The 13,227-nt window shown below is 54.8% G+C and carries 9 protein-coding genes and 4 pseudogenes; 7 read left to right on the top strand and 6 right to left on the bottom strand.

Annotation, left to right across the window (positions count from 1 at the left end):
• Nucleotides 1-242 precede the first annotated feature (242 nt).
• A pseudogene (locus tag P0D70_RS29845) lies at nucleotides 243-709 on the bottom strand (helix-turn-helix domain-containing protein); the annotation flags it as partial.
• A gap of 85 nt (nucleotides 710-794) precedes the next feature.
• On the opposite strand from P0D70_RS29845, the gene P0D70_RS29840 reads away from it, so the two are divergent.
• From P0D70_RS29840 to P0D70_RS29815, 6 genes are all read left to right on the top strand, one after another.
• On the top strand, nucleotides 795-1,172 hold the full coding sequence (locus tag P0D70_RS29840) for a transposase (RefSeq protein WP_408187108.1): 378 nt from the start codon (nucleotides 795-797) through the stop codon (nucleotides 1,170-1,172).
• A 445-nt stretch (nucleotides 1,173-1,617) separates the two neighbouring features.
• Nucleotides 1,618-2,280 carry an EthD domain-containing protein gene (locus P0D70_RS29835; RefSeq protein WP_408187106.1) on the top strand — a complete coding sequence of 221 codons (663 nt, stop codon included), beginning with the start codon at nucleotides 1,618-1,620 and terminating at the stop codon, nucleotides 2,278-2,280.
• A gap of 82 nt (nucleotides 2,281-2,362) precedes the next feature.
• Entirely contained in the window at nucleotides 2,363-2,728 is a 366-nt protein-coding gene (locus P0D70_RS29830; protein WP_408187104.1) for an SDR family oxidoreductase, read from the top strand.
• Between the two features lie 439 nt (nucleotides 2,729-3,167).
• Nucleotides 3,168-4,469 (top strand): alkene reductase, encoded by a 1,302-nt coding sequence (locus P0D70_RS29825; RefSeq protein ID WP_408187102.1) that lies wholly within the window; start codon nucleotides 3,168-3,170, stop codon nucleotides 4,467-4,469.
• 132 nt (nucleotides 4,470-4,601) lie between these two features.
• Entirely contained in the window at nucleotides 4,602-5,972 is a 1,371-nt protein-coding gene (locus tag P0D70_RS29820) for an MFS transporter (protein ID WP_408187100.1), read from the top strand.
• Nucleotides 5,973-6,093: 121 nt separating this feature from the next.
• Entirely contained in the window at nucleotides 6,094-7,245 is a 1,152-nt protein-coding gene (locus P0D70_RS29815; RefSeq protein ID WP_408187095.1) for a porin, read from the top strand.
• A gap of 169 nt (nucleotides 7,246-7,414) precedes the next feature.
• On the opposite strand, the gene P0D70_RS29810 is transcribed toward P0D70_RS29815, so the two are convergent.
• From P0D70_RS29810 to P0D70_RS29800, 3 genes are all read right to left on the bottom strand, one after another.
• A complete protein-coding gene (locus tag P0D70_RS29810; RefSeq protein ID WP_408187094.1) occupies nucleotides 7,415-8,011 on the bottom strand; it encodes a flavin reductase family protein in 597 nt (198 codons plus the stop codon).
• A gap of 116 nt (nucleotides 8,012-8,127) precedes the next feature.
• A complete protein-coding gene (locus tag P0D70_RS29805) occupies nucleotides 8,128-9,246 on the bottom strand; it encodes a CaiB/BaiF CoA transferase family protein (protein ID WP_408187092.1) in 1,119 nt (372 codons plus the stop codon).
• A gap of 994 nt (nucleotides 9,247-10,240) precedes the next feature.
• Nucleotides 10,241-11,581 (bottom strand): MFS transporter, encoded by a 1,341-nt coding sequence (locus P0D70_RS29800; protein ID WP_408187090.1) that lies wholly within the window; start codon nucleotides 11,579-11,581, stop codon nucleotides 10,241-10,243.
• A gap of 470 nt (nucleotides 11,582-12,051) precedes the next feature.
• On the opposite strand from P0D70_RS29800, the pseudogene P0D70_RS29795 reads away from it, so the two are divergent.
• Nucleotides 12,052-12,216: pseudogene (locus tag P0D70_RS29795) on the top strand (IS3-like element ISPsy37 family transposase); the annotation flags it as partial.
• On the opposite strand, the pseudogene P0D70_RS37115 reads toward P0D70_RS29795, so the two are convergent.
• A pseudogene (locus P0D70_RS37115) lies at nucleotides 12,210-12,383 on the bottom strand (HU family DNA-binding protein); the annotation flags it as partial. The pseudogenes P0D70_RS29795 and P0D70_RS37115 overlap by 7 nt on opposite strands.
• Nucleotides 12,384-12,539: 156 nt before the next feature.
• Nucleotides 12,540-13,076 (bottom strand): annotated as a pseudogene (locus tag P0D70_RS37110) (transposase); the annotation flags it as partial.
• Nucleotides 13,077-13,227: the final 151 nt, after the last annotated feature.

Raw genomic sequence — 13,227 nt, 5'->3', positions numbered from 1 at the left:
TGACACCGACTGACGCTTAGGATTACGTATCATGACCCTGCATCGGTATGGTCCAGATAGATTGAAACATTTCAATTCAGGGTCTTTTCGCTGAAATGAAGAGCTGGTGGGGGCAGCGCTGCGTCGGAGCTTCGACTGCTGCTCGAAAGCCAGTTTTGCGGTGATCGATTGATCCCGTCGCGGCTGGCGGGTGCATAGCACCCTGGATTTTGTTGCGGCCTCGCCGGCTCATTTATCGCCATGCGTCGAATACTCTGCGGCGAATGGTCGAAAACTCTCAGGAACGGACAGCGCATTCTTTCAGGATCCACGAGCCTGCACTACGGGCAATGACTTCGATTGGCTCCGCTCCGCGCTCGACCCGTGACCGGGCAACTTTTGCTCGAAGGGTTCCACAGCCTTGGCTGGCGTCTCTCCAGTTTCGGCAAAAAAGGCGCGCCCAAACTCCCGCAGACTAAGGTATGCAATCGTGGCCAGACTTTCGGTCGAGAGCGTCCGGACTATATTTTCCCACATATCGGTCAGCACACTCCAAATCCTGTTCGACTCGGGCTCCATGTCAAGCAACGCGGAAAACTGTGATTGACCGCCGGGGGCGACGGCGATAGACAACCAGCTTTTGTGCCATTGTGTGTGATACGTCCACGCCAAGGTCTTCCTCAATCATCGCCAGTGCCAAGTCGATCCCCGCGCTTATGCCCGCTAAGGTGCATGTATTGTAAGCACCCGGCCATCCCGTCTTGAGTAACGTCGAAGGTCTTGGGAGCATCGTGTGCACTTAAATAGGTGGACACGTGAACACTGTCGAAGAAGACACGCCGGTTGGAAGGCGTCGACGCTGGCGATATAGCGCCGAGTTCAAAGCCCAGTTGGTGGCAGCCTGCCGAAGACCAGGTGTATCGCTGACGGCGATCGCCCTGGATCACAGACTGAACGCAAATCTGCGCCGACGCTGGGTCAAACAAGCCGGCAAAATCGCACAAAGCCGCACACGGCTCAATATGAGGAAACATAGCATTTTTTGCCACACTCGGATGACGGGCAGTTCCGTCATCGCACAGGCATCTCATCCCCACGAGAGTTCGGGCGCAGGACGGATTCATCGGCTCAAATGTGAGACGGTATCCAGAGATGCAAAGGAAAGTCCATGCTCAGACACCGGAGCACTGTGACTGAGCCACCTCATCACGTGTGGCCAAAAACGAGGGATCAACGTCACTTCTCTGCGCGTTCCTACGTGGAGAATCATTGACGTAGAGGCTTTGGCCAGACCAGTGCACAAGATTAAAATCCGCAGTATCGCAGCACTTCGAACTTGAGCCCGGGTAGGTATTGGCCCGCCTATCGCCAAGTGGGGAGCTGGAACCCCCGGCCCGAATCCTTCCGCCACAGACGGTAGGCTGTCCGCCCGTTTTCCCCGGACAGCGCGAGACCCTGCCCATCTGCCACCCACACCAGAACTACACTGGCATATAAGTTGCGGCCCGCAACCGTCCATAGGCGTGCAATAACCAGCATGGAGGAGTTGATGTCACTAAAAAATACAGAAACCACGAGGGTGAAAACATCGGTTGCGATGCCTGCAGCGGTCCGCACAGGCGCGCGCGAGGGGATATCGTGAGTCAACCCACACTTACCTTATATCGGCGTCACTCTTTCCTGAAGCGCGCTTCGGGATGGTCCCGGCGGGACTTCAGCCATTACTACGAACACAACCATGGTCCGCTCGCCGCAGGACTCCATGGTTTCCGGAAGTTCGCCACACGCTATATCCAGAATCACGTGGACGATCTGCCGGATGGCGCAGACCCACTCTTCGATGGCGTCACAATGACCACACAGGTGCCGCGTGACGACTATTCACGCGGCTTTCGCGAAGAGCCGGACTTCGATACAGTAAAAGCCGACGAACAATATCTCTTCGATTTAAACAAAACGGTTTCTGTACTGGGACGCGAAGATACCGTTCCTGATGGAAAGTTCTTGCCGTATAAGGCCTTGATCCTCTATACCAAGCAGGCGCTACCGTCGGTTCAACTCATGCGCCCGGCAAAGCTGGTCCTGAATCATCTGGACCCCTCCACCGCCGGTGGCTTCGCATCCGATGCTGGCGCTTTCGATTACGACTTTCTCGCGGAAGCGTGGTTTGAAAGTATTGTGGCTCGAGATAACGCTTTCGTGGCGTCGCGTTCATTGCGAAACATGACCGTACCGACGGTATTCCTACCGGTTCGCGAAGTCATCATATTTGGCCCCGAAAAACCTTGGATCGGTGACTAGCGCCCTAAGCGACTGTCGCTTCGGCAGGAGCCATCTTAATGCCGGCGGTCTCTTCCCGCATAGCAAATCCCTACCGACACCTATGACTTCCTTTCTCAACCCATTCGGTAGAGATGGCCAATCGCTGTTATCAGCGTCTAAGGCAGCTGTGCGCTCATTGGCCCGAACGTACTCGTGTGAATTGCTTGAACGCGGATTCCGCGTGAATGCGATTAGCCCAGCAGCGATCGATACACCGCTACACGCCCGAGTGGCCGCACAGATGAACAGGTGTAGGCCCGGAAGGTTGAACTTGCTTCGCAGGTATCGCTGCGTCGTCTCGGTGATGTCAATGAAATCGCTGGCTCAGTGCTCTGTGTCGCGAGCGACGACTCACACTAGGTACCGGGAGCAGAATTGGCCGCCGGCGGACGATACCTCTTCGACCACATGCGAGTCAGCTTTCTGAACGAGCAACCTTCAAGGCCGTCTCAGCGATCTATCGTTACCACAGATCAAATGTATTCGCCGAATACAAGTATGTCATTCGAATAGACAAATAGGACGAACAAACACGGCAACATCGAGCTTATGCCCTTGGATCTGAGACTCCAACACCGCTTCAACTGAACGGCCGAGGTTTGGCACGGAAATCGCATTACCACCATTCGGGAGATGGCTTGATATTTTCCCCGATACCAAGCCAGATTCCTGTACTGCTCGTGCTGCCAACGCAATAAAGCTGAATTTAAACCGGTCTTTCCGCTTTCTTTCAACGACCGAAAGTATCGGCGTATCGATCAGGTTTCGGAACTTTGATTTGAAAGATCGTGCTGACCGCTCGCTGGGACTGGAAGGCGGATTCTGCGATAAGCCGTTCTTGCTGTCTCGGCGCGTGAGATGCCGCCATGCAAACAGACTCCGTCGGCCTAGACAAGGCAACGAGTCGAAGACTAGAGGCGACCTTGGATGCGCTCCATCCGCCCGCTGTCGATTACCAGTTAGAGAAGCTCGACGTTATCATCATCGATGACTTCCAATATCACGGAAAAATTGCGAAATATGGAGATTACATAGTGAGCAGTACTATCATCGAAAGCTCAAGTCATGCAGCTACACCTCTCTTTTCGCCGGTTCAACTCGCCGATCTATCGTTGAGCAACCGTATCGCCATGGCGCCAATGACACGGTCCCGGGCCGCGGCAGATGGTACACCCACCGCGATCATGGCTGATTACTACGAACAACGGGCAACAGCCGGTCTGATCATTTCAGAGGGGGTCAGCATTTCTCCTCAGGCACAAGGATTTCTAAATGTGCCCGGAATTTTCACCGAAGCTCACGTCAACGGGTGGCGATCTATCACGGAGCGCATCCATCGCGCCCGGAGCAAAATCATCATGCAGTTGTGGCACGTGGGTCGCATAGCGCACCCGGATAACTCGTTTGCGGGACTCTCACCTGTTGGCCCGAGCGCAATCGCGTTTGAGCGAACCGTCAATACGGCAAATGGACTGCAGCCGGTACCTGCGACGCGTGCTCTATCCGATCACGAAGTGCGCTCGACCATTGCCGACTATGCCAATGCCGCAAAGCACGCGATCGCTGCAGGATGCGATGGCATCGAAATTCACGCCGCGAACGGTTATCTACCCGCGCAGTTTCTTCACGAGTCCACGAATCAGCGCAACGATGAATGGGGCGGAACCGTCGAAAAACGCGCCAGCTTCATTATCGAAGTTGCCAAGGCGTGTGCACGGGCAATCGGAAAGCAACGCGTCGGTGTCCGGCTTTCACCCTTTAGCGAATTCAACGGCGCGACCAGTCAGAACGAGGCGGACCTCTACCGCTATCTGATCCCAGCCCTCTCAGAGCTGGATCAACTGTATCTCCATGTCGTCACTTCTCAGGTCTCAGGACCTAAATCCGTGGTACGAGAGCACGGGATAGATCTCCCTGACGTCGTGGGATTCACTCGGCCACTGTGGAATGGACCACTCGTCGTCGCCGGAGAATATACCGGTGCGTCCGCAAACGAGGAATTGAAAGCAGGCCGGGCCGACATTATCGCGTTCGGCCGTGATTTCATCGCCAATCCAGATCTACCTGCACGGCTCGCTAACGGTTACCCCTTGGCTGAGCGGCGGCCGTCAGACTGGTACGGGTCAGACGCGCGCGGCTATACCGACTACCGCTCGCGACAAACCTGAGACATCAGCGCTTTATTCGTTGTCCAGGCCGACCCGGCATTCGATGTCGGGAGGCCGAAAAATAAGCCGCGAGTTGCGTTGAATGGTTCGCACTTCGCAATAAAGTACAAAAATCAAATTTCGGAGACAAGAATGTCCGCAAAACGGAGTCTTGACGTTGGTCATTTTCTTGACCAACAAACCTTTTCCCGTTACCACTGGCTCATATTTGTGTTGTGTTTCATGGTCGTGGCAATGGATGGTTACGATACGGCCGCGATCGGCTTTGTAGCAGGCTCCATTTCCAAGGACTGGAATATTGCACGCGCAGCGCTTGGTCCTGTCATGAGCGCTGCGCTAGTCGGCCTCGGACTCGGGTCCCTCCTCGGTGGCCCACTATCGGATAAATTCGGACGTAAGAGCGTTGTGGTCAGTTCTACACTAATTTTCGGCATTTTCTCAGGCCTGTCCGCCTTCGCAACGTCACTTGACGCGCTAACAGCACTCCGCCTCCTCACGGGGATCGGTCTGGGTGCAGCGATGCCGAATTCCGTCGCACTCATGTCGGAATTCGCGCCAGCGAAAATACGTTCGCTGACGGTTAACTCGCAATTGATGGGCTTTTCCGCAGGTCTCGCGGTCGCTGGAGCAGCATCAGCTTGGCTGATTCCGAAGTTCGGCTGGCAGAGCGTTTTCGCCTGTGGAGGGTTCGTACCAATTGTCTTTGCACTGGTGCTCATGTGGCTGCTTCCGGAATCTCCTCAGTATCTCGTACAGTTGCAGCGCCGAGATGAAAAGATAGTCACGGTGTTGCGTCGCCTATCGCCTTCTGCAGAGTTGTCGAATTGCACCTTCACAATGCACCAACATACCGGGAAAGGGCGATCGAATAGATGGCTCGTTCTCTCACGCGAATACCGACGCGGCACCTTCGTACTCTGGGTCATCTACTTCGCGAATCTCCTTATCTATTATCTCCTGACGGGATGGTTGCCGCTCCTGTTGCGCGACGCAGGATTCAGCTTTGAGCGCGCGGCACTCCTGTCTTCGATTTTCCCGATCGGTGGCGTTCTCGGGGGCATCGCTGTTGGCTTCCTCATGGATCGCTTTAATTCTAAGCTCGTGGTTGCCGTGGTGTACCTGACTATCGCGGTAATGGCGGTGGTAATAGGTCAGGCACTGAGCCTGCCCGTTGTGCTCGGCGTTCTTATGTTCCTCACGGGAGCGCTCGTGACGAGTGCGAGTATCTCCCTTGCAACGATCGCGGCTGCCTATTACCCAGCTGAGTGTCGGTCTACGGGCGTTTCCTGGATGTTCACCGCCGGACGCGCCGGCGGCGTCCTCGGCGCATTTCTCGGCGCGGCGTTAACTTCGATCGGCTGGAAATTTGGTGCAGTCTTCGCGATGCTCTCCATTCCCTCCGTTGTCGCAGCGGGTGGCCTTTTTCTTCTGGCTCCCATCACCTCGTCAGGGAGATCACAACAAGCCCATCAGTTGGAAGCAAAACCCGATCCGCAGCACTAGTCACGCCGCTCAAATAAAAACATGTGCCTTGCCAGGGTGAACCGTGCGACGCCACGACGCTAGTGTTCGCGAGCGGCTTTTGATTGCGTATCAATCTACTAGAATACATACAATTTTAATTATGAGACACCTATCAAATTGCAAAAAAAACTGTCAAAGGATGCTCCTAGGTGCCGTACTGGCAATGATATCGGCCGGAAGCTATGCTCAGTCTAGCGTCACGTTTTACGGGCTAATCGACGAATACCTGGGGTGGATGAATAGCAGTCAGGGAAAAGGCCTTTTATCGATGAACGACGGTGCGCTCGCACGTAGCCGCTTTGGTATGCGCGGTGCCGAAGATATTGGTTATGGCAGCAAGATCAACTTCCAGCTGGAAAGCGGATTCAATTCAACTAGCGGGTCCCTCAACGACAGTAGCCGACTCTTCGACCGTCAGGCATGGGTCGGGATCGAAAACTCATCCTACGGGACATTCAAGGTAGGGCGGCAAATTGCCCCGGCTTTCGCGTACGCCACCGACTATGACTACACCGCTGCGGGAACTTATGGCTCCATAGTCGAGATCATAGGTATGCCGATCCGGTTCGACAATGACATATCCTATCGGTCTCCCCGAATCGCTAATTTTCAGATCGAACTTCATTACGCGATGCCAGGCATCGCCGGTGGTGGCATTGCTTCTCAAGCGCTCTATCAATGGGAGTTGGATTATACAAATGGCCCTTTCCGCGCGGGCTACACCGGACTGCTCGCGAAGCCCGCGCCGAACGGTCCGATTCAGACGAAGATTCAGTATCACAACCTGCACACATGGTATGACTATGGTGCTGGCAAGGTTTATCTAACGTTTGTGCGAACCAACAATTCGACATCGAGTGCCACGACCAGTAACAACGCTGTCGGGATTCTAAGTAATGTCTCGGTCCCGAACAATTTTTTCTCGGGTACAGATCCCAACGCGGAGCGGTTCTATAACGTATATCAGATTTCCGCTGACTATCGCATCAGCCCCGCACTTCGTATTGGTGCATTGATCGGCAAGATCCAGGATACAAAAAGTGGGGCGAATGACGCATATGGTGCGAATTTTGGCGGCTACTACAGTATTTCGAAGCAGACGTGCTTTTATGCGTTCGCGAACTACCTCAAGAACGAGGGCACTGCTGGCTTTCGTTTCAGCGGTTCGGGAGCGCCTGTGAACTTTACTGGGAACGACGTCAACGGCAAGCGCCTCATCGGCGTTCAGGCTGGCATCCTGCACCTTTTCTAGTGTTTTGGCGTGTCGATGAGATTGACTCCAGATATGCTTTGCCTGGCTACGGCGTTTGAATAAGACGCCGTAGCCATTTTGACGTTACATCGCGTACTGAAAGATTACTGCGGATCGCACCACTTATCGGCCTTCGTTCATTCTCCCGTTAGCGCCATGAATGAAACGCCTAATTTGGGGGTTTAGCAGTCTTAAATCGGCCAAGACCGGCATAGTTTGGACCGCCAAGCCTGGCTATTGGATCCAGGTCTCTAGTGGCAACTTTACCGTCTCGCAGAAGATCATCGCATACGTAGAATTGCGCCACATCTGCGACGAAAATTATACTGTCTGAATCTTCATAGTCGATTGCTTCCCGCAGTCTGCACTCCATCGCGGCAGGAACGTGTGCTAATCGGGGTACTCCGATAACCCTCAACGGAGCTGTCGCAAGACCCAACCGGTCGATCTCGCTTTCACCATAGGGGAGATCGACCGAGGATGCATGAACATCGTCAGCGTCCTTAAACGTTGCAATATTCACGACAAACTCCCGCGTCGCGACAATGTTACGACCGGTGTCTTTGCGCACTTCGCCTCGTTTTCCAACTGCCACGATCAGAAGCGGCGGTGTATGCGTGACCTGCGCAAAAGCCGAGAATGGCGCAAGATTGACTGACCCGTTCTCGGAAAGCGTTGTAATCCAGGCAACTGGGCGAGGGACAATGAGCCCTGTAATGAGTTTATAGTTCTGATCGGCAGATACGCTTTTTGGATCGATGTTCATAACTTTACATCGCGGTGCTCGCGCAACGTTTGCCGAATTGGTTAGTCGTATCTTAAGCCGGGTTTAAACCGGCTTACTTCCGTTTTACAGAGTTAAAATGCGCAGCAACTATGTGCTCAGATCAAGTTCAGCAATTCCTGATTGGAGTCGCCTAAACTTGGCGCGACCCGCAACTCAGCGATCGAACGAAACACTGGCGCCACGGGAACAGGTAAGGCTGGCAACGTTGCCTCTCCAGATTTGACCTTGTGGTCGAATAGCCCACGTGCAATGACATGTGGGTCACTCATCGCTTCCTCGAGCGTCGCGACGATCGAGCAGCATACGTCCTGTCCTGCGAAAGCGTCGCGCCAGTATGCCGACGTTTGTTCCGTTATCCGGCGTCGCACTTCCGCTATGACAACCCTTTGATCTATCTCTGTACCCCTTAGCTCCTGGGTCAGCCCGATAATTTGACAGAAACGCTGCCAGAACTTTTCTTCAACTGGGGCGGCCGCCAGGTAACGACCATCGGCTGTTGGGTAAATGTGATAACGAGGTGAACCACCCGTGACCAGTTCCGCGCCAGGCTTGGGCCAGCCGCTCCCGGACGCCCCGCTCCCAATGCTCCAATAATGAAAGGCGAACAGATTGTCGGCCATTGAAATGTCCAACCGAACACCCTCGCCTGTTCGGTCACGCTCCCGCAATGCGAACATGATATTCATTACCGCCGGAAAGGCACCCCCAGCGATGTCGGCTGCAAGTACCGGCGGCAAAACCGGAGCACCGTCTGCACCCGCAGAAAGCCCTAGAATTCCGGTTTCGGCGAGGTAATTTAGATCGTGGCCCGCTACGCTCGCTTTGGGCCCAGTTTGGCCCCAGCCTGAAATAGAGCAGTACACTAACTTTGGATTGATGGAATGCATCGCATCAAATCCGAGTCCCAACCTATCCATCACACCCGGCCTGAACTGCTCGATGAGCACGTCAGCACGCTCAATCAGCGCCCGTACGCGCGCAACAACCTCAGGTTGTTTCAGGTCGACAGCAAGACTACGTTTCCCTCGGTTGAGCATGACAAAGTTTGCGCTGTCTTCGCCAACACGCGGTTGATACGTTCTCATCTCATCACCAGAACTTGGTCGTTCAATTTTTATGACGTCAGCGCCTGCCTCAGCAAGTATAAGGCTTGCCAAGGGACCAGGGAGTAGCGTGGAAAAATCGATAACCGACAATCCTTCAAGTGGAAGCATTAGATCATTCCTCAGTGTGACGTGATAGGCAATTGGCTTGCTTGGCTTGCTCCGCTATGCCGCAGCAAATAGCGCAGAAAATTCTGTGAGAGCTACTTAAGCTACAAGCGTGCCAAAGATCTGAATTCCGGGTATATGCGCTTCTCCTTCGTGCTGACTCGCGCCGGCAACTTGAGCCATCTAACCATTAGCGGCAGAATTGAGCGACGAAGGAGAATCAGTTCAAACACGCCTACTTCAGAGACACATGTCCCTGGCAAATGCAATCTGCTGTGGGGCTGTCCCTTAAAGACCTCAACTCACGTCAGGTTGGCGCGTGGACTCTGGGTTGATTTGCACTGAATCCTGACTCACGAATTGGAGTGGACCCCGTCCCATGGATACGTCGGGTATCAGACATTGACCTGCTACTGGGCAAGGTGACATTGCCCAAATTCCTCGGACAGCATGTAGCCAAATGATGAATGTAGCCGGTTCGTGCTGTACTTCTTTTCAACTAATCGTGATTTACGGCGAGCCGCGCCGCTTTAACTCATGGGTGAGTCTCTGATACCCTTAGGCGTGGCATCCGTCCACCACCGTTTCGATCGCCCGTCGGAACGATTCGGCACGCAATGCCTTCCTATTTTCGCGGAGCTTCCTGTAGTAGATACTACGAGCGATGTTCACAAGTCGGCATCCTCGGCTGGTGCCGACTCCGCTGGCGAACGCTCAACCGCGACGTACAGCGTGATCGGTTCTGCAGGTCTATCTAGCATTGATCCCGAAGCCTATCTGCACTGCGTGCATCGAGCGCACCGCAGCTCGCCCGGTGAACTGGATCGACGAACTGTTACCCTCAAATGTGGTTTCTTAGACCGCCGCTTTACACATCGATCCCGTCCGCTAGCAGCCGACCGTCACGCGCGTCAACACAATTCGCGACCGTGCAGCTTTTGGATGCTTACGCAGAAGCCGCCTTACAAGGCGGCCTGTATGCTCGTCTGCGACCAAATTACAATTCGACATCCCGCGTTTCTGGTCCCATCAAGACCCCAATGCAGGAAATCACACCGCCCACGCAGAGCAGCGTAATGGGAGCCCAATGCATCGGCATAATTGTGCCCAACCAGTTCATGTAAAACGCGTAGAACGAAGGGACGACCACCGACAAACTGTAACCGACGCCGAAGCCGGTCGCCCGAACACCAGTAGCGAAGCGTTCGTTGATGTAAGTGACGAGCACAGCCCACGGCGAGCTAACGATAAGGGCAAGCGCGCATACGACCAGCGCGAGGACCATAAGCGGCTTGCCCTGTGCATTCATCAAGACGTGCAACAGACCCGCACCGACGGTAGCTGTCATCGCACTTAAGATGGCCAGTAACGTGCGTCGACCGATTCTCTGACCCAACATACCTGTGCCAATATGCGAGAAACAAAGCACAGCGTAAGATGCCATCAACGTGACCGTCATTTGAAACGGCGTGAGATGAATTATCTTGAGTAGAACACCTGTCGGCACGAACAGGCCGACCACGTTTTGCGTGAGCCAAAAGCCCGTCATCATCAGGAGAACCTGAATTAGATTGCGGCGCGAACCCCCGGTTACGAGACCGCTTGCCGCCGTGCTCCTGGACCTCACGGACGATTTGCGTTGCCATACCTCCGATTCCACCACTTTGCGAACGTAATATAATGCAAGCAGACTCGCCATCACGGCACCCAGAACGAACGGAATGCGCCAACCCCACGTCGCATAGGCTGAGCCTGGACCCGTGACCGGAAAAAATGCGAACATGACCATAGCTACGAAATTGATCGCCACGTACGCTGCTGGAAAGCCCGCGAGAATAAGACCTCCTACGAGTCCGCGCTGCTCCTTCTTTGCATATTCAATTGCAAGAGGCAGCGCTCCGGTGTAACCCCCACCGAGAAAAATTCCGTCGACAAACCGCAGCAGGACGAGCAGCCAGAATGATCCGATTCCGATCGATTCATAGCCGGGTATCAGCGCGATAGCCAACGTCGCGACGGCAAAGCCGCTGACTGAAACAATCGACGCGACGCGGCGTCCTACCCGGTCTGCGAAGCGTCCGAACACTAGCGCACCAAGCGGTCGCCCAAGGAATGTCGTGACGAACACGAGCGACTCGAGGATCCCCTGGTGCGCAACGGAGACATTACGTGGCAGGAAGTAAGCTTGTATTGGCGCAAGGATAATAACTGGAAGATAAATGTCGAACATATCGATGAATTCAGAGAAAACGGCGCCTTTGATAGCGCTTCTCCGTTTCTCGTCGATCGACTGGTCGACAGCCGCCTCACTGGCGCCCGTTGAATGCAAAACCTCCATCAATGTCTCCTTTTGTCTTTTTCGTTCGGTCACATGCCGCCTGTGAACAGGGCGGCTAAGTCGCTTTCGGTCTCGTCCACGCGGATAACTATGACGCGCGAATGCCAACCCTCAATGTGTTCAGGCGAACTGCTGCTTTCAAACGACCATTTGTTCCCCGTTCGGTACCAATGCGAATATCATGCCTACTTAGCCAACGCGATTGCGTTAGCCGAGAATGCCTTGAACTATTGATTCGTGTAGTTTGTTGTGGTCAAATTTTTTCTGGAGATAAGACCTTCTAGGCGCATGCATGTCTTTCATGAAGACACATTTGTGTGCCAGTGGATTTTTATGCGACATGACCTTGCCGCTGTTTCGCGGCCCCTGAAGTCGCCTAATTTCCTCGTACAGGTCGGTAGGAGAACGATCCCGAATCAACGAGGATCCGGCAGCTCGAAGTGGAGAACTGGCAACTGCTCGAGGACATCAACTGCCGGGATAACTTGAAGATGGGGCCGTTCTTCCTGAACCTGAAAATGGAGCGTGTGTGGCAGCGTCAGTACGCCAACTAGGGCGAGGCACGGCGCTACATTGACCAGTGCATCGTCGGCGCCTACAACCCCGTACGCCTGCATTCGACTTTAGGTTACCTGTCCACTGCATCCTTGAACGTCTTGCCTGCGGTGAACCAGACTGTCTTTACAGCCGTGATCTGGATCAGGGCGCCAGTCGCCGGATCGCGGCCGACCCGGACAACACGTGCGCCAGTGGAAAGGGAGCCGAAGCCGACCAGTTGCACGGTGTCGCCTTTTGTCACGGCCGTTGCTGTGCACCCCGTCCCGGTGAGTAGGAGAACATCCGCACGGGCGGGCCCGATCCGTTGACTGCGCCCATAGGTAACTCTTTGACTGAGGTCTTCGTCCGGCTCCTTCAGTACCTGGAAGGTCTTCTCGTCTCCATGGATACCTCCGATTCGAGCAGGATGGCCCGCATCAGGTTGATCACCGGTTGGGGCGCCCTGACCCACTCGCACCACACTCGTGGCCAGTGTATTCGACGAGATATCACCGCCAAGGCGACGTAACAGCATCTCCTGACGGTATATGGGCATGCTGTACTGGTACGTGCCGGTGATGATCCACGCCAGCGCAGATTTAGTGCGCAGGCCACGCGGGATGACACGGGCAGGCGCCAGCGTGAGCTTGATGCCCAGATAGCCGCATGGATATGCGTATTTGCCCCGTTGGTGTTGGATGACGCGCACCTGCTCGGGAATCACGTCGAGTTGTTCGCTCGTCTCGACGCCAATCTCGACCAGTGCATCGCCGTCATGTGAGCAGAACCGCTCCGACTCAGGCAGTTCGTGGCGCACGACTTCACGAGGCAGCCCTAGATCAAGCGGTTTGCGTCCGCACTTACTGCGCGCATGACCTGCGACCTGTGTGCCGGGAGCGTCCTCGCGAGCTGGCGCCGCGTCGGCGTCAGCTGCCTGCGCCTCGGCTTCGTTGAACAGACCGAGCTGATCAGCGTCACTTGCTTCGCTCGACGTGCCGGACAGCTCGCTGTTTGTAGGCGCGCAGTCGCGCTCACATGACTGACTCCTTCATCGACGAAAGCAAGCTATTCGTCTGCGAAACCTGCCCAGGCCTGGTTCGGTCGCTAGT

The sequence above is a fragment of the Paraburkholderia sp. RL17-381-BIF-C genome (assembly GCF_046026435.1).
GTDB lineage: Bacteria > Pseudomonadota > Gammaproteobacteria > Burkholderiales > Burkholderiaceae > Paraburkholderia.
This window is presented reverse-complemented; position numbering and strand designations above follow the sequence as displayed.